At 48.8% G+C, this 17780-nt stretch carries 14 protein-coding genes; 1 reads left to right on the top strand and 13 read right to left on the bottom strand.

Annotated features, from left to right (window positions below):
• Positions 1-7 precede the first annotated feature (7 nt).
• The 5 genes from WFI24_RS27185 to WFI24_RS27165 all read right to left on the bottom strand — a co-directional run bounded on the left by WFI24_RS27185 (position 8) and on the right by WFI24_RS27165 (position 3411).
• On the bottom strand, positions 8-586 hold the full coding sequence (locus WFI24_RS27185; protein WP_336765082.1) for a hypothetical protein: 579 nt from the start codon (positions 584-586) through the stop codon (positions 8-10).
• Between the two features lie 35 nt (positions 587-621).
• Positions 622-768: a hypothetical protein gene (locus WFI24_RS27180; RefSeq protein ID WP_336765081.1), complete on the bottom strand. Its 147-nt coding sequence runs from the start codon at positions 766-768 to the stop codon at positions 622-624.
• A gap of 50 nt (positions 769-818) precedes the next feature.
• Positions 819-1802 carry an alpha/beta fold hydrolase gene (locus tag WFI24_RS27175; protein ID WP_336765080.1) on the bottom strand — a complete coding sequence of 328 codons (984 nt, stop codon included), beginning with the start codon at positions 1800-1802 and terminating at the stop codon, positions 819-821.
• A 186-nt stretch (positions 1803-1988) separates the two neighbouring features.
• Entirely contained in the window at positions 1989-2744 is a 756-nt protein-coding gene (locus WFI24_RS27170) for an exodeoxyribonuclease III (protein ID WP_336765079.1), read from the bottom strand.
• 109 nt (positions 2745-2853) lie between these two features.
• Positions 2854-3411: a GNAT family N-acetyltransferase gene (locus WFI24_RS27165; protein ID WP_336765078.1), complete on the bottom strand. Its 558-nt coding sequence runs from the start codon at positions 3409-3411 to the stop codon at positions 2854-2856.
• Between the two features lie 131 nt (positions 3412-3542).
• Between WFI24_RS27165 and solA the strand changes: the two genes are divergently transcribed.
• Positions 3543-4676 (top strand): N-methyl-L-tryptophan oxidase, encoded by a 1134-nt coding sequence (gene solA / locus WFI24_RS27160; protein ID WP_336765136.1) that lies wholly within the window; start codon positions 3543-3545, stop codon positions 4674-4676.
• A gap of 138 nt (positions 4677-4814) precedes the next feature.
• Here the strand turns inward: solA and WFI24_RS27155 are convergent, their stop codons facing one another.
• From WFI24_RS27155 to WFI24_RS27120, 8 genes are all read right to left on the bottom strand, one after another.
• Positions 4815-6659: an RICIN domain-containing protein gene (locus WFI24_RS27155; protein WP_336765077.1), complete on the bottom strand. Its 1845-nt coding sequence runs from the start codon at positions 6657-6659 to the stop codon at positions 4815-4817.
• 41 nt (positions 6660-6700) lie between these two features.
• Positions 6701-8041, bottom strand: coding sequence for a glycoside hydrolase family 43 protein (locus tag WFI24_RS27150; protein ID WP_336765076.1), 1341 nt, complete (start codon positions 8039-8041; stop codon positions 6701-6703).
• 435 nt (positions 8042-8476) lie between these two features.
• Entirely contained in the window at positions 8477-11515 is a 3039-nt protein-coding gene (locus tag WFI24_RS27145; protein WP_336765075.1) for a beta-galactosidase, read from the bottom strand.
• 358 nt (positions 11516-11873) lie between these two features.
• A complete protein-coding gene (locus WFI24_RS27140; protein ID WP_336765074.1) occupies positions 11874-13370 on the bottom strand; it encodes a glycoside hydrolase family 30 protein in 1497 nt (498 codons plus the stop codon).
• Positions 13371-13461: 91 nt separating this feature from the next.
• Positions 13462-14307, bottom strand: coding sequence for a carbohydrate ABC transporter permease (locus WFI24_RS27135; protein WP_336765073.1), 846 nt, complete (start codon positions 14305-14307; stop codon positions 13462-13464).
• Positions 14300-15187 carry a carbohydrate ABC transporter permease gene (locus WFI24_RS27130; protein ID WP_036668619.1) on the bottom strand — a complete coding sequence of 296 codons (888 nt, stop codon included), beginning with the start codon at positions 15185-15187 and terminating at the stop codon, positions 14300-14302. The genes WFI24_RS27135 and WFI24_RS27130 overlap by 8 nt, the downstream gene beginning before the upstream one ends.
• Before the next feature lie 90 nt (positions 15188-15277).
• Positions 15278-16549, bottom strand: coding sequence for an ABC transporter substrate-binding protein (locus WFI24_RS27125; RefSeq protein WP_336765072.1), 1272 nt, complete (start codon positions 16547-16549; stop codon positions 15278-15280).
• A 181-nt stretch (positions 16550-16730) separates the two neighbouring features.
• Positions 16731-17759 carry a LacI family DNA-binding transcriptional regulator gene (locus tag WFI24_RS27120; protein WP_062835738.1) on the bottom strand — a complete coding sequence of 343 codons (1029 nt, stop codon included), beginning with the start codon at positions 17757-17759 and terminating at the stop codon, positions 16731-16733.
• Between the last annotated feature and the right edge of the window lie 21 nt (positions 17760-17780).

The raw sequence follows: 17780 nt of genomic DNA, 5'->3' as shown, positions 1-17780 counted from the left end.
CTTCTGCTTATGATTCTGTCCAGGTCAACGTCAGTTCAATGACGCCTTCCTGTCCCGCCAATGTTCCTCCGATCAGAGACCACACATCCTGGGTATCCGGGTCGGTTCCCTGAATAATTATATTTTTGTCATCAATCGTTTGACCTGCATCCATCAACTTTTTGGCGTTGAAGTAATCCTTGTAGAGCTGGGATACCGTTTTCATGTCTTGTTCTGTGGAGAAAATCACCATCGCTGACTGCTTTCCTTCATTCTCACCCGAATTGGCTAAACGAATGGTTGCATCTTCCGGCAGAGGGAAGTCACTTGGCAAGTTGTCTGGCAACTCATTGGTTCCAGCAGCAGCTTGCTCACCGCTATCTGAATCCGAGTCTGCTGGCGTAGTCGTACCCTCTGTCTCGGTCACTCTACTTGATGTTGCCTCGCTCGTTTCTTCATTCGTGGCTTGTTCAGCTGTCCCGGATGAAACTTCGGTGTCCACCTTCTCAGTATCACCTGTCGGTTCGTCAGCCGCGCTACTGCAAGCACTTAAGGCCACTACCATCGCCAGTGCCGCACAAGCCAATAAAACCTTCTTTTTCTTCATTATCAATTCCCCCTCCTTCTTCTTAGTTTAATAGGCTACTCACGTTCGTACGTCTGGATAACGGGCACCACATCAACGTTATTCTTGACCCATATGACGGATACGGATAATACACTCAGAGATAATAGACAACTGGCTACGAGTATGGACAGGAATCGGGTGACAACTCTAATCTTTTTCATCCATCCCTCCTCCTCATCCTTTTCATGATGTGTATGCGGAATCATGTTACTCATAGGTCACTGGACGGTGTCACTAATTTCAAGATTTCGGCAGCGACAATATCCGGCTGACTGTTATGGATGTAATGCTCGGCGTGAGGGACAATCTGCTGGGTTCCTTGTCTGGACCATGAAGCAAATTTCACTTGATCTGCCTGCCATGCCCGGCTCCCCTCACTTGGTTGATCTGATCCGGCTGTCAGAATCGTCAGAGGGAAAGGAAACTCCTTTTTGTTCTCCAGCACACGTAATGCGTTGATCTTGGAATGACGAATCTCATCCATCACGTTGTCATTGTATGCATGCTTCAGGGTAGAAATGGTGGCAGCCTTTTTCATCGGCGCAGACACCAACTCCGGGTCAATGACCAGTGTTGCCATCATCTGATCCGAATGCAGCAATGTACGCGCAATGCCTGTTTTAACCAGGAATCGGACTGAAGTAAAATACCATTCGGGCGTATCCATTTCCACCGTACTGTAATATTCAGGACTGCCTCCATCGATCATGACCATGCCGGCTACCTCATCGGGATATCTTTGCGCATATCGGAGAGTCTCTAGGGCACCAAGGGAATGGCCTACCATAATGTAAGGTGGACGTTGGCCGGATGTTCGCAGTAACTGATGAATCTCTTCCGAGATGGTATCCACATCACGAGGTTCATCTGTATAGTCACTGTATCCGTACCCAAACCGATCGTATACCGCAATTTTCACCTTTGATTTCAACTTGTCATACAACGGACTGAAATCCACGTAAGGATTGGGTGTCCCCCAACCTGAGGCAAAAACCACCGTGACTTCTCCTTTGCCAGCGGTGTAGAGATGCATGTTGCGACCACTCACTTCATAGTACTTGCCTGGCGGAGGATAGGACTTCATATCCTGCGTGGATTGATACGCCTCATAGGCTGTACCTGTCAGCAGTAAAAGTCCTGCAGCCAGCATCAGACCTCCCAGCACTTTTAACCCTCTCCGTAACCCCTTCTTCATCTTCTCTACCCCTTACCCCAAAAGGTTCATCTATATATGTATGCTTCAATCGTACCCAAGAAATAGCGGAATTGAAACAATCCGGAGTCCAGTCCTTTCCCCAACCAAAGTCCAGTCTCACTCCCCTACCCGTGACGTAAAAAAACTGCAAATCTCCGATTAAGGAAACTTGCAGTTCATCTATATCTAGAGTTCCAATGTTAGACCCACCGGACAATGATCACTGCCCATCACGTGGCAGTCGATATATGCATCAGCAACCTTCGGCGCCAATTGATTGGACACGAGAAAATAATCGATGCGCCAGCCCACATTCCGTTCTCTGACCTTCGGCATATAAGACCACCAGCTGTATACATCCGTACGATCCGGATACAGATGGCGGAAGCTGTCCACATAACCAGAAGCAAGCAAATCGGTCATCTTGCCACGCTCTTCAAGGGTAAATCCGGAATTACCCAGATTGGGCTTTGGATTCTTCAGATCGATCTCCTGATGAGCCACATTCAGGTCACCACAGACGATAACGGGCTTGGTCTGCTCCAGTTGCAAAATATAACCTCGGAATCGGTCTTCCCATTCCAGACGGTAAGGCAGCCGGGTCAGATCCCGCTTCGCGTTAGGTGTATAGACGTTCACCAGATAAAAATCATCATACTCCAGTGTAATCATCCGGCCTTCCGGTTCGCTGTCCTCCTCCATCCCGTAACGAACGGATATAGGCTTGATTCGGCTAAATACAGCCGTGCCGGAATAACCTTTTTTGATCGCATAATTCCAATATTGATACACGTCTTCCCCCAGGTCCATCTCAATCTGTCCGGCTTGCAATTTGGTCTCCTGAAGGCAGAAAATATCTGCCTGACTCTCCTGGTAATAATCCATAAATCCTTTGGTCACACATGCCCTTAAGCCATTCACATTCCAGGACACCAGCTTCATATCCTCATCTCCTCACATCTCTCCAATATAGCACGGGCACATTCAGAGGGACAAGCCTTACGGTCTGGAATGAGATGGAGTCATTGGAATCCTTATGGGGCTAGCTTGCCTATATTTCGCTATTTAACTTAGAGAACACCGCAAGGTCAATATATCTGCCTTTCTCGAACTCATGCTGTCGGAGTACGCCTTCCTTCTGAAAACCGAGCTTGTGTAACAGGCGAATCGACGCCTCGTTCTCCGGTTCAACCTTCGCTTCGATCTTGTTAAGCTGCATGCTCGTGAATCCAAAATGCAGCACAGCATGGGCTACTTCCGTCATAACACCGCGGCCCCAGAAAGAGGAACGCAAGTCGTATCCAATCTCTGCACGGTTATGTACATCTTCATAGTTCAAGAACCCACAGGTTCCGATCACTTTACGAGTTTCACGGTCTTCAATCATCCAGCGTAATCCCGTGTGTTCCTTGAAAATCTTCGTATACCAATTCATCTCACCCTGTGCATCCTCCACGGATTCAAAGGGAGTGAATGGCATATATTGAACCACAGATTCATCGGAATATAACTCCAACAGATCATGGCTGTCCCCAGCCTCTGCCGACCGAAGGATGAATCGTTCTGTCTGAATTAATGGAAATAGATCAAACCTAAATTGCTCACTCATGCGAGTTCTCCTTTTCAACATTCATTGTAGAAGTCCATTTTACTACACTTGCCTTCATCAAGCTTTTACTATTAATATGTTCTATTAAGGCATTACTGTAGAAAAGGATACATAGGAGAGGACGTGCTATCATTACACAATCATATGACGTTATTATCGTTGGAGCCGGCTCCATGGGTATGAGTGCGGGTTATTATCTATCGCGCAGTGGATGCAAAACTTTATTAATTGATGCCTTTGATCCTCCGCATACGGAAGGAAGCCATCACGGGGATACCAGACTGATTCGCCATGTGTACAGTGGTGGGCCTGACTATGTTGCCATGGCACTACTTGCACAGAAGTTATGGCATGAGCTGGAGGAAACGACGGGAGACCAACTGTTTGTTCCTTCAGGCGTCTTGAATATAGCTGACCCGGAGATTCATTCCTTTCATAACAGATTGAGCCATGCAGATGATGCAGACATTCGTTATGAAACGTTGCATGCAGCCGAGGTGATGAAACGCTGGCCAGGTATTACCGTACCTGAACATTACGAGGCCATGTATGAGCCTGATGCGGGTTATTTGTATAGTGAACCCTGTATTCGTGCCTTCCGCAAAGCAGCCGAGGCTCACGGTGCCACCTTGTTAACGCACACGCGTGTGGAGCATATCGAATACGGACCACATTCCGTTGCAGTTCAGACTTCAGGTGGTGAGACATACCATGCGAATCAAATTATCCTGAGCGCGGGTGCCTGGTTTCAGACATTAAAACCTTTCGTGGATCTCCCGATCCAGGCTGTACGTAAAACGGTTGGATGGTTTGATTCCCCCGAAGCCCTGTATGGCGAGGCGCACTTCCCCGGATTCACATTGGCAGGAAAAGAAGGGACCTATTATGGATTTCCGAGCATTGGCGGATCAGGTCTGAAGATGGGTCGTCATGATACGGGTCAGGTGTGGACACCAGGAAGTACGATGGCTCCTTTTGGTACGGAAGAAACGGACGAGGGTGATCTGCGCAGGCTGCTCGAACTTCATATGCCTCAGGCAGCTGGAGAATTGAAACGTGGTAGTGTGTGCAAGTATGAATTCACTTCGGATGAAGATTTTATTATCGACCGACACCCTGCCCATGAGCGTGTGTGGCTGGCAGGCGGTTTCTCCGGTCACGGCTTCAAGTTCGCAAGTGCCATTGGGCAGATACTATCCGACTTAGTGCAAACGGGTCACACGGATCAGGATATTAGCAGGTTCACCTTGTCCCGTTTTCGTTAAGTGCAAGCCTGCTGAATGAACTTGAACATATGTATGTCTAAAATAGCTACTTTCTTAGAGGGTGCAGTGTTGCTTAGAGCACTGCACCTCCTCCAAGAAAGAAGGACACGTACGAACGTTAATTCATGCCAACTCACACTAATTAACTTTGATTAGGCTCCATTGCTGATTGGCTCCGCCATTGTCGGCCCATTGAATCGTGGAGGCACCCGCGGTCAGAGACCCTTGATTGATGTCAACCGTCAGGCCACTGTTTCGATTCGCAAGTACCACATATCCTCCCACATCAATGGGCAGCCATTGCTGATTGTTGCCCCCGTTATCCTGCCACTGAATCAGAGCGGCTCCGCCTTGTGTAGAACTTGAATTCACATCCAGTAAAAGGCCACTACCCACATTGCGGATGTTGTAATATCCGTTACCTGCCGACTCCAGCTTCCATTGCTGGTTAGCTGCTCCATTATCATTCCACTGAATGATCGTGGCTCCACCTGTAGTAGAAGCAGCGTTCACATCAAGTGCAAGTCCACTGTTCCGATTGATCAGCTTGTAGATGGCCCCGGCTTCATATCCTGTACTGCCATTGTAAGTTGCACCGGAAATGACATAGGTTGTGACCGAATTGGCCTTGGCTGTAGCCGTAAAGGTTTTGTTTTGCACCGCAATATTGGTCAATTGCTGCAACTTCTCTGTTGAAGAGGTTCGATATACCTGAGCAGACGTGCCTGTGTTAGTAAAGCGACTGAGATCATAGGTTACCGTTGTATCTGTCGATTCCGAATTGGTTGTGACCAGTACAACTTTACCGGAAGCTGCATCATAGGCTGCAAGGGTATTGGCATCACTCATGCCGATAATCTTGTATCCGGGACGAATAAATTTGCTGTAATTGCCCATGACATAATATTTTTGGTTCACCGTATAGCTGGTCGTTTGTGTATTGTTCAACACGTTCTTGAAGAATCCCCATCCTTCTGCACTATCCACGGCTTGCCAATACACCCATGCACTCGCTCCCATATTACGAATATCCTTGAGGATGGTCCGTGACATCGTAAGTCCGCTTGCATCCCCGTCTCCATATTCCGAGGTCCACAGATGTTTGCCCGCAGACGTCGCTGTGTTGCGCAAAGCAGTGCGATTGCTTCCGCCATACGTGTGTGTGTTGATCTGACTAATGGATGATTTAACCGCACTGCTGTAGCTGTTGAAAGACACATTGGTATCATCAATACTATATTCTTCCGGTGCGCTCAGCTTCGTGGACAGGCCCTTCGCATTCAATGAAGCTTGTACCTGACTCAGAATCGTGTTCTGATCCGCCCGGTCAAAGTGCATGCCCTCCTGATCATTGCCCTGCTTCCACCACGTCGAGATCGGTTCATTGAGCGGAGTTACGCTATCGAATGTGATCCCCCAGTTATCCCGGAAATGCTTCACGACCTCAGTCAGATAATCGGCAAAATCATCAACATACTCAGGCTTGAGGTTATTCCCTCCATTCGCTGCACCCGACACATTGCCACTGATCGTCATCCAGTAAGGTGCAGAATTCGCAAAAGCTTCGATGACATTCACGCCTTGAGCTTTGGCGGCTTGCAGCATATAACGCTGGTTCGCATCTGCAGTCCAGTCATACACCCCCGGAGAAGGCTGGTAACCGGGAACGGCTTTGCGATATTCGAGAATATTGGACGATGGATTATCCCCGCCTCCAATGTTATACCGCAGGATGTTCAGACCAAGTCCGGTATTCGCGTTGAACATTTTCTCCACATATTCATCCCGGTTGGAGTATTCTCCTACCACTTTGCCCCACCACGCGAGCGATGTTCCCCATCCCTCCATCGTCTGATATTGCTTCGATGGATCGGCAACAGCCGTGTAAGCTCCCGCAGCAGATACCACTGTTCCCAGTCCCAAACTGCCTGTTAGCAGACTTCCTGCCAGCAGCAGCGAGCTCATTCGTTTTAACCACTTCATCCGCTTCACTCCTTATGAATTTTTCAAAACACGAACACCCATTATTGCCCGATCTCTCGGAAGGTCGCGTCTGACTTATCGAGTGCAGTAACGACAGCTTCCAATTTCAGTACATTATTGTAATGTCTCAAATACAAGTTAGGGTTACTAAACGAGGCATACGAAGTCCAAGCGGCGTTAGCAAGTCCATTGACACGTTTGAACGTGGCATCATTTCGGAATGTGGCGCTGCCGTCATTTTTCACCAATGTGATGTTGCCATTATTATTGCGCAGGAAATAACCTGGATAATTCATGGACTCAAACGAAATTCCTGTTGCATTCGCGAGACCAGGAACGATGCGGAACTGTGCATCCTCCGCTGGACTGATATTGGCATCGATTCGCGCCTGATAGTTGTAATGACGAATGAAGCTGCCCGGTACATTGAATGACTCCAACTTGCGGATATCGCCAGGCTGTCCGGATTCTTTCAATACGGTCATATGCCGGACGAGTCCGGTAAGACCCGCAATCTCCTGCTTGGCACCCCAGGTCTGGAAACCGTCAGCAGAGTCGCTGTAATAATATTTTTGTGTTGCATAGCCGTCAAAGTAGATTCGCCATGAACCATTATCCAACTGAACAAGCGCCGGACCTTCAACCCAAGAGCCCCAGCCGGCCCAATCCCCTGTGCCTTTAAAGGTATAAGGTCCGGTCAGCGAGGTCGATGTCGCATATTCAATGTATTTGGTGGTTTCATTCTTGGTAAAGGCATGATAGGTTGAGCCTGTCTGAACGATAAAGGTATCAATATAATTGGGAGTGATGCCTGCCAGTTCAGTAGGCGCGGACCATGAGGTAGACGTCAGATTGCTGCCTGAAGCGGTAATGACATAAGGTTTGAAATTCTCATAGTTGCCTGGAGAGAGGGACACGATAACGTTCAGACTGCCGTTGCTGTCTTTGAACCATTCCGGTGCCCATGTGTGTGCAATCGTGGTAGGAGTGGATAATGTAATGTTACGGACAAATGTCCAGTTTACCTTATCCGGGCTGGAGGCGATACCGATGGTATTACCTGACCAGTTCGTGGTGTAAACGACGTAGTATAGACCATCTGTGTGCTTCATGATGCTGGGATCGCGGATCAGATCAGCCGGAGGTGTATAGGCTGGCCCTTTCAGCAAACCATAGTGGGTCGCATTATAAGATTCGTAGATATACATATTGGACTCACTTGTGTTCGTAAAGGCTGATATCGTATAGACACTTGTTGCTGCTCTGGCAGTATTAGGGAATAACATCGTTAATAGAAGTAATGTTCCGAGGAGCATAATCATCCCGGACTTGAAACCATTGGACTTTCCTATTCCTATTCCCTCTTCCTTCTTCGTCAACATTGGGTCATCTCCTTATCCATGAGTGATGAAAAGAGGATTACCTTACTGTATTACCAAAGACAAAGCTTACCTGAGACTGTCCCTGATGAGCAACACCTCACGACTACCTGTTCGAATTCCAATTACATGAAGCATCACTCCCTTCACAGATCATGGATGAACACTTTTTATGTAAACGATTACAAAAAATTAAGCTACAAGTGTTACCTCAGCTCATTGTACTGACCTGATCACCACAGTTCCCCCATTCCCTTAGCCTAATTCACTCCGCAAGTTTGAATCCAAAGACACAAGCTCGGGTTATTTGACTAAGAAAATGAGGTAGTGTGACTGTGGTAAAAGGTGAAAGGCCTCGCCCAACTCGAACTATCTCGATCCAGTTATTGTTCCCAGCCATAGTTGGATCGGTAAGACAGCTAACGATCAATACATGAACTACTCCACGACAACCCAAGGATAACGGGATAGTTCATCCAACAAGAATCGTACACGTTCTGGCGTTCTGCCTTCTTCATCGAACAAAAGCAGTTCATTCTCTTCCTGTAGCCAAGCGACTGGGATCTTGTAATCCTCTTGTGGACCAATCTGCCAATAACGTCCCAGATGATGTCCATTCAGGTGAATGGTTCCTTTACTCATTCCGGTCAGACGAAGCATCAGGTTCACTTTATGATGCTCGGATACTACGGGCTTGGCGAAACGCCAGCGGTACCAGACGGGCTGACCATACGAGCCTTGGACTGGATCATGGTTGGATACAGGGTGAGACTTCTCGTTCAGCGTAGCACGATTGACCGATTCACCCGAGGTATGGGTTACCCGATTGGCACTTGAATTGCCACCTTCGGCGATACCAGGGTGTGCTGCACGCTGAATTGACCCCTGTACTTCAGGATGGACCGATTTTTGTCCTACCCCCGAGCTCTCCCATTGTTGCGGAAGCAATGCATCTGTCCCTGCCATACGCCAACCCTTCAGTTCTCCCTCACTCGGATACGTGATCAGTTCCAGTCGGTTCAACGGTGAACGGCTATACGGCATTTCCAATGTATTCGTCTCTCCCGGCTTGATGTAGAGGGACAGATCCAGCGTCTGAAAGGCAAACCAGTCCTGATATCCATCCATCGGAACTTCGATGCCGTTGATACGAAGGCCTTTGCTCAGTGCACCCACGAGAATCGCACGATCCATGCCATCCAGCGTAAAGCTTCTGCTTAGAAGTGAAGCCTCTTGTAGAGAATTCACTTCATCGAGGTGAACACTTCCACTCTTCATGCGCCAACCTCGGCGAATATCCTGAACTTTGCCACCCAGATATGCAGGACCAGCCAGACCTTTGCTCTCACCCAGATGTGGAGAGAAATTCAATCTGCCCATATGCTGTACCAGAATCTGAAGTGTGTTCTTCCCTTGGACTACTTGCAACTGCACTCCTGCGGCACCTACCTGACGCACGAATGCCTGCTGAACACCATTAACGATTATTCTGGCGGTATCCTGGATATCCGGCAAAATGAAATTCGTGGTTCCTTCTTTCGGACTCTCGAAATCGCATTCGTACAACAGATAACCAAAATCTTGTCCATACCGGGAAAAGCCCTCCGGTTGTGCACTGTCCGGACGCTGCTTCGCAGTTAACGTAACACGTGACAATTCTGGAGAATCAGATAACGTCGGTGCAATTGGCGATGTCCATGGAAGCTGCTGCTGTATTCCAGCAATGGACTCCTGACTGACGAGAAACTCGTGACCTGTGAACGTCCGTTCTCCATCGGCCCAGTCACCAAGCAACGTAATTGTCCGATCTGGGTCAGAGATCATGCCTTTGACCTGGCCGGATGGCAACACGTCTACATCATCGAAGCCTATTGCATAACGAAGTCCCTTCTGTTCTGTTGCTTCCAATCGCCATGTTCGATTCATCGTTTCTTGATCTAGAATCATGAAACGGATCGGTGTGCCGTTTGCTTCCAGTTGGATTGTTCCCGGCTCTTGAAAATGAAACAGATCGAAGCGGTATACGTTCCTGGCCGAATCGTGTTCGACGAGCACTTGCACCGTACTGCCCGTGACGTTCAATGCATCAGTTTCCAGTTCAATAACAGAGCGCTGCCCGGCAGCTGCCACGATGAACAGGGTCAATTCTCCGTTTATCATTTCATTGCCCGTAATCATCGTTCCTGCAGTCAGATAAACTTGTTCGGCAATCGGTACCCGATCCAGTACCGGAATAATCTGTCCCGGATTCAGCGCTACGGGAAGAGTGCGGACTTCTTCAAGCGTAATGTGCATCGTCTCCCGTTCATCCTTGTGACTCTCCAGGAACCAGATCTTCTGGTTACCCGCTTGTCTGCCTCGCACAGACACGCCTTCAGGATGACGTACATGGTTCTGCTCTGCGGGAATTTCCTCTGTTTGCATAAGAAGTGCCCCGAATGCATGTACGAAATAAGATAGATTCTTGGTTACCGCATATTTCGGTGTCACTCGTCCATATTCATTCAGCGGTGCATCATAGTCATAGGACGTAATCATGAAGATATCACTGCTACCCATCGTTCTGCCGCCATATCCACCGAAGTTCGTGCCGCCGTAGAACATGTAATGGCTGATTCCGGTATATCCGGCTCGCAGAATTTCCATGATTCGTTTCTCCAGCAAAGGTACCGTCTTCTGAATGGCAGAAGGCCCTCCCCAGTTCTCGAACCATCCGGTCCAGAATTCCGTGACCATCTTCGGTGTCTCCGGTTGTTTGGCACGAAGTTTCTCATAATGTCCGTCAGCACCCGACCAGAAATTAGCCCCTTCAATCGTGCCTTCCGCCCCGCCAACGCAAGTGATCAGCGTAGCGTCGATGCCACGTTGTATCAATCCATCTCTCAGCGTATTCATGTGGTCACTTGCCGCTACGTCATCCATCAGGTACCCGTATTCATTCTCCACCTGAACCAGAATGACTCTGCCCCCAGCGGATAGCTGGCGTTCCCGAATGATCGGCACAATCCGGTCAAAGTACAGGTTCACATAGTGCAGATACGTCTCATTATTTTCCCTGAATTTTACGCCATCCTTCGTACCCAGCCAATATGGAAAACCGCCAAAATCCCATTCTGCACAGATAAATGGACCCGGACGCGCAATGACCCACATGCCCAGTTCTGCGCACAGATCCAGAAATGCACCGCAATCGTTATCCCCTTCAAAGGACCACTGTCCTTCTTCCGGTTCATGCACGTTCCACGCAAAGTAGGTGTCGATGCAGTTCATGCCTGCCAGCTTCGCCTTCAACAGAACCTCACGCCATTCCTCCTTCGGCATGCGGAAATAGTGGATCGTTGCACTGTTCAGAAATACACGCTCTCCGTTTAGGAAGAAACTGCGTGCATCGTATGTTAACTCGGATTGAACACCGTTATCAGCCCTGGTGATGTTCTTCTCCTGTTCCTGAAATAAAAGGGATGCTTTCTCTGTCAAAGATGTCCCCTCCTTCTCTGAATTTTATATAAATTGAACTAAAGATTATTTACACTGCACACTTCGATGACAGAACAACCTTCCGATCGCTGTTATCCCCAGATTTTTTGATTCCCTTTTCTCAAGGGGAAAATCTGGTGATAGCGTATGCTTCCGATGTAGCTTTCTTACAGAAAGCTTGTAGGCGCACGCTCCGCTTCTTCAGGTCCTTTCTGTCCTCTCCGTTTGGTGTAAATGTTTAGTTCAATTTATATAGGTTCATATGTCCTGTAATTAATTTAAGGTGAACCAAATTCGTTAAACTAAAAGCGATTTACACGGGTACTACGATGACAGAACAACCCTCCGATCGCTGTTATCAGTTCGCCTGCAACGTCACGCCTTCCAGTACAACGGTTGTGATGGAATTATCTGCGGTAGGTACTTCCAGTCCGTTGGCATACACCGGAATGTCTTCAAGCTGTTCCATATTCCGATCTGGAGAAGTCTGATACACCTGAGCGGTCGATGATTTTCCGTACGCATAACCTTCCAGTTCAAACGCCGTTGTACCTGCTGACAATTCATTACGAATTACCAGCACCAGTCTATGACGTTCTGCGTCATAGGCAGCCAGCGTGCGTCCACCATCCGTTGGAATAATTGTCGCACCAGGACGAATGAACTTCGTAAACTGGGCCATGCCATAATACTGCTTGGTCATCTCATACTGCTCTTCTCCGTTAAAATTGGCATGAATGAATCCCCAATTGTTATTGGCCCCTTCATCTTCAACGGCCTGCCAGTATACCCAGGCGGATGGCTGCATGATTTTCAGATCGAACATGATCCGCTCTGCCAGTTCCTGCACCGAGGTCATGTCCTCATGACTGTGCGGCTCACTGCCGCCTGTTCCGTACTCGGACATCCACAGCTTCTTGCCATGGCGTTCTGCCAGCGTGCGCAGCTCTTCCATTTTGCTACCATTATAGGAGTGAGTATTGATCTGCTGGATCACGTCCAGCGTATCCTGATCATAGAGGTTGAAATTGAACACCGTCTCATCAATGCTGTTATCGTCTGCGGCACTGATGACCGTTCCGTCCAGTCCTTTGCTCTGAAGGGAAGCGGCCACTTTCTTGATAATCTCGGCCTGTTTCTCATTCGTAAAATGACTGCCTTCCTGCATATTGCCCTTCTTCCACCAGTCGGAGGAAGGTTCATTGAGCGGATTCAGTGTGCGGAAGGTGATCCCCCACTCGTCCCGATAATGCTTCACGACTTCGGTCAGATAATCCGCAAAGGCATCATACTGATCATCACGCAGATTATTGCTGCCATCCACAGCTCCGGTAACCGATCCACTGATCGTCATCCAGTAAGGTGGTGAATTGGAGAATGCTTCGGCAATGTTCACGCCGCGCTCCATCGATCCTTGTAAAACAGCACGCTGGCCTGCATCGGCATCCCAGTCCCACTCTCCAGGTTCAGGCTGGAAGCCAGGTACATCCCCGCCGGGACGAAGAGCTTTCATCTCCGGATTTTCCTCACCGCCAATATTGTAACGAACGATGTTCAGACCCAATCCTTTCTCCGGATCAAAGACCAGATCCATCACTTCACTAACCTTCGCCTGATCCTTCCATCCGCCAAGATCGTTGGCCCACCAGGCAAGTGACGTGCCCCAGCCTTCAAAATGATCATAGGACTGGTCCAGCTTCAGACGTACCGGCTCCCCTTGGAACTCAAGTGTTTTGGATGATTCATTGGCATAATGATTGATAACAATTCCTCCTCCTGCCAGCAGGGCAATCAGGGCGACACCCATGAGGATATAGCTCCGTTTGCCTCTGCTGCGTTGTTCTTTATGCGCCATGGGCTAAACAATCCTTTCTCCATGTACGTTGATTACTCCGTTGGCCTTGAACGTCAGGTCCAATACATAAACACATTACAGCCACCTTCTGTTACTTGATTCCACTGCTTCCGCCGCTAATGTTGGCCTCATAGACATAACGCTGTCCGAACAGGTATACCAGCACCATCGGAATGGTGAGGAACAGGGAAGCGATCATCACAAGGTTCCACGGCGGCATCTGACCGCCACCTACCGTAGTCAACAGCTGCACCCCGAGTGCCAGCGGCATTTTCTCCGGATCATTGATATAGATGAGCGGCCCCATGAAGTTCCCCCAGTTATAGGAGAAAGAGAAGATCGCAATGGCCGCAAGTATCGGATAAGTCAACGGCATGATGATCTTCCAATAGATTCCCGGGTGACCCATACCATCGATCATGGCGGCTTCATCCAGTGATTTTGGAATACTCATGACGAACTGCCGAATCAGGAATACGTTGAACGCTCCGGCGAAGAAGCTCGGTACGATCAGCGGGTAAAATGTATTAATCCAGTCCAGATGGCGGAAGATGATGAACTGCGGTACCATCGTCACCTCACCCGGAATCATCATCGTACTAAGCAACACAATAAACAGGAAACGGCTGCCTTTTGCCTTGATTCGGGCAAAGCCGTAGGACACGATCGAAGCTGACAATACCGATCCGACAATCGTAAAGACGGTAATGATGACCGAGTTTTTGAGATACGTGCCAAGATTGTTATTCGTAAAAATCGTATAAAAGTTCGACCATTGGAACTCCAGCGGTACGAAGGTAAAGGCTGACTTGACGGTTGTTGCGTCACTTGCCAGTGCAATGGAGATCATGTACAGGAAAGGCGAAGCAAGCAGCACCCCGACCAGAATCAGAAAAATATAGGATATCGTCTTCTCCACAGTCGATGTATTACTCATTGGCTTTTCCCTCCTCGTAGTGCACCCATAGCGCCGATGAACGGAATACAACCAGTGTCAACGCCATGATGATGATGAATAGTACCCAGGCAATCGCTGATGCATATCCCATTTTGTAGAATTGGAACGCATTCTGGAACAAGTAGGGCACAACCATCTGACTTGAATTGTCAGGTCCCCCGGCAGTAACAATGAATACCTGCGCGAAGGTCTGGAGCGCTCCAATCATGCCAGTCACGAGATTGAAAAAAATGACGGGCGTTAGCATTGGGAATGTAATATGGAAGAACGACTGTGTACTCTTCGCCCCATCGATGGCAGCGGCCTCGTACAGTTCCTGGGGAATTCCTTTCATACCTGCAAGCAGTAATACCACGCCACCACCCACACCCCATAGCGACATGAGGATCAATGCAGGCTTAACCCAGTTGGGATCAAGAAGCCAGGCAGGACCCTGAATTCCAAAGATCGCAAGTGCCTGGTTGATCAATCCTTCCGTCGGTGCAAGCAAGTGGATGAAGAGCAATGAACTCGCAACTACCGGAACGACGGAAGGCAGGTAGAACAGAATACGGAAGAAGGTAATCCCTTTGATCTTCTTGTTCAGGTAATAGGCAATCCAGAGCGAGATCGACATGCCCAGCGGAATGGATATTAGTGCATAGAAAAACGTATTGCCCACCGACTTCCAGAAGATCGGATCATCGGTCAATAGCGTTTTGTAATTGTCGATGCCAATAAATTCAGGGGACTGGAACAGATCCCAATTCGTGAAGCTCATATAGATGGAAAACAGGATCGGCCCCAGGGTCAGCCCCAGAAACCCGATCAGCCAAGGCGAGATGAAGATGTAGAACCATTTCCCGTCCTTTTTTCTCACGTTAAGCCCTCCCATGACGCAGAGAGCAGATGGAACCCGCATTCACGCCGAATTCCACCTGTCCTCCTGTCGATGCTATTTGAACAACCTCTATTTGTAGAGTCTTTCCAGTCCACTCTGGATCTCAGTTACGGTATCATCAAGCGTAGCTTTGTTGTTGAAGTACACACCCAGCTTATCGTTAATAAGCTTCATCATTTCGTTCCACTGCGGGTTGAACGGTTCTGCATAGATGGTCGATTCACTGAACGCAGCCATGTTGATTTTCTTGCCGCCATATTCGGCATTCAGGAATTCATCACTGGACAGACCTGCTTTGGTTGCAGGAGCATCCTGACCGGCTTTGACCATTGGCATCTGTGCTTCAGGTGTGGTCAATGCTTCAATCACTTTGAATGCTTCTTCCTTGTGTTTGGAAGCGTTCGTAATCGTTAACCCGTTGAAGAATGCGTTCGTTTCGCCCCATACTGGAGAGATATCCCAGTTAATGCCTTCCACCTTGGCAAGCGAACCAATGTTCCAGAACCCTGTCGTTTCCATGGCGATCTTGCCTTGAGCGAATAGCGGATCAGCTCCGATATTCCCCATGTCGGCAATCTCGGTTGGCGTTGGTCCCGCACCGTGTGTGAAGGTCAAGTCGTTCATGAATTGCAATGCTTTACGCACAGGCTCTGTATTGAAGGTCGGTTTACCGCTCTCATCGAACAGTGAGCCACCGTTCTGGTAGATGAGCTGCATCCATTGCGGCCACCAGCTGCCAGGGTAGTAACCCCATTGCACCGTTTTGCCATTCTCCTTCACCGTCAGCTTCTGAGCTGCCGCCATCAGATCGTCTTGTGTCCAATCTTTGGTTGGATATTCCACTCCAGCCTTGTCGAACAGATCTTTGTTATAGAAGAGGACCATCGCGCCTGCACGATCCGGCAAACCGAATTGCTTGCCATCATACTTCATCAGGTTTGCGATATCATCGGAATAACGTTCGGACATGTTCACATTGTTCGCCTGAATCATGTCGTCCAGCGGTATTATCTGATTCTTGGAGGCGTAAGCCTGATAGTTCTCGGCAATCATCATGATATCCGGCGCTGTTCCCCCGGCGATCATTGTCTGTACCTTTTGGTCATAATCCCCTGCAACCACATTGAGCTTCACGTTAATATCGGGATACTTCTGCTTCACAATGTCGAGTCGCTCCTGATAAATCTTCTTCTCATCCTCTGAGCCCCAGATCGTCATGCTCAGATCCACCTTGCCACCGGACTCGCCGGAAGAACCGTTGTTACTCCCGCTGCTACAGGCTGTCAGACCCATTACCATGACCAGCATCAATAACGAAATGACCTTAAGACTTCTTCTCATACGTTACGCCCCCTTGAACTAATGAATGGATGACTACACTGAAACCCGTTTCATGAAATGGGTTTCATTAAGCTGAAACATAAAACCCGTTCCACTTTATGAAAGGGGTTTCATTCACGCACTCATTATATTTCACCCTTCAAGGAAATGTCAACGCTTTCTTTTCCAATTACAGGCCCCCTTATCTTGCAGCAGGTCCTGTACTTTGACGCACAATTAGCTCCGGTTGCAGAATGATCTGCTTCTTCGGTTTGCCTTGGTTAATCAGCTCATGCAGCACGTCCACAGCCTGTTTGCCAAGCTGATACGTGTTCTGGGATACGGTTGTCAGTTCCGGTATAACGGCACTGGCGAGCGGCGTGTCATCGAATCCCACAATGGAGATATCCTTCGGAATGGAGAGCCCATGCTCAATCGTCGACTTGATGGCACCAATCGCCGTGTTGTCATTAACGCAGATGACTGCGGTCGGTGGATTGTCACGATCCAGCAGTTTGGACATCTCGCGTTTGCCGTCGTCGATGGAGAAACTGCCGAGGAGCTGACGCTCTTTCGGGATTTCGAGCCCATGCTCGCGAAGTTTTTTCTGCACAGCTCTGACCTTGACCATGGTGGTGGACAACTCTTTCAGACCGCCGACAAAGGCGATATCGCGATGTCCCAGTTCAAGCAAATGCTCAGCTACCAGGGCTGCCCCTGCCCCTTCATCTGTGTACACCCGGTGGAACCCGCCTTTGGCAATATTGCCATTGACCAGCACGATCGGCATACGTTTGCCCATATCAATCAATTCCTGAGCCATGTCATCCGGACAGACCTGCATATTGATTCGCCCGCCGAGAAAGATAATCCCGTCTACCCGCTTCTCTCGCAGGATGGACAAATATTCAGATTCCCTGTTATAATCGCCTGCAGTATTGCAGAGAAAAAACGTGTACCCCAATCCGCGAGCCTCATTCTCCGCACCCCAGAAGACTTCCGGGAAGAAGGGGTTTGTAATGTCCGGCAGGATAATGGCAATGGTGCCCGTCTCTTTCTTGATCAGACTGCGCGCCTGCGCGTTGGGCTGAAACTGGTGTTTTTCAATGATGGACATAATCTTCTCTCGGGTGCTTGCACGCACAGGTGCCGTATCATTCAGCACCCGGGAGACTGTCGCTACAGATACGTTTGCTTCTTTGGCGATGTCGTATATGGTGATCGGTGTCATAGCGGAACCTTCCTTTTTCTC

This window comes from Paenibacillus sp. USHLN196 (genome assembly GCF_037144955.1).
Lineage (GTDB): Bacteria > Bacillota > Bacilli > Paenibacillales > Paenibacillaceae > Paenibacillus > Paenibacillus xylanexedens_C.
Note: the sequence above shows the minus strand (reverse complement) of the source record. Positions and strands in the feature narration are given on the sequence as shown.

Bases quoted from the DNA above. Each gene is read 5' to 3' on its own strand.
- WFI24_RS27185 (WP_336765082.1), bottom strand. From the start codon at position 586: ATGAAGAAAAAGAAGGTTTTATTGGCTTGTGCGGCACTGGCGATGGTA.
- WFI24_RS27180 (WP_336765081.1), bottom strand. From the start codon at position 768: ATGAAAAAGATTAGAGTTGTCACCCGATTCCTGTCCATACTCGTAGCC.
- WFI24_RS27175 (WP_336765080.1), bottom strand. From the start codon at position 1,802: ATGAAGAAGGGGTTACGGAGAGGGTTAAAAGTGCTGGGAGGTCTGATG.
- WFI24_RS27170 (WP_336765079.1), bottom strand. From the start codon at position 2,744: ATGAAGCTGGTGTCCTGGAATGTGAATGGCTTAAGGGCATGTGTGACC.
- WFI24_RS27165 (WP_336765078.1), bottom strand. From the start codon at position 3,411: ATGAGTGAGCAATTTAGGTTTGATCTATTTCCATTAATTCAGACAGAA.
- WFI24_RS27155 (WP_336765077.1), bottom strand. From the start codon at position 6,659: ATGAAGTGGTTAAAACGAATGAGCTCGCTGCTGCTGGCAGGAAGTCTG.
- WFI24_RS27150 (WP_336765076.1), bottom strand. From the start codon at position 8,041: ATGTTGACGAAGAAGGAAGAGGGAATAGGAATAGGAAAGTCCAATGGT.
- WFI24_RS27140 (WP_336765074.1), bottom strand. From the start codon at position 13,370: ATGGCGCATAAAGAACAACGCAGCAGAGGCAAACGGAGCTATATCCTC.
- WFI24_RS27135 (WP_336765073.1), bottom strand. From the start codon at position 14,307: ATGAGTAATACATCGACTGTGGAGAAGACGATATCCTATATTTTTCTG.
- WFI24_RS27125 (WP_336765072.1), bottom strand. From the start codon at position 16,549: ATGAGAAGAAGTCTTAAGGTCATTTCGTTATTGATGCTGGTCATGGTA.
- WFI24_RS27120 (WP_062835738.1), bottom strand. From the start codon at position 17,759: ATGACACCGATCACCATATACGACATCGCCAAAGAAGCAAACGTATCT.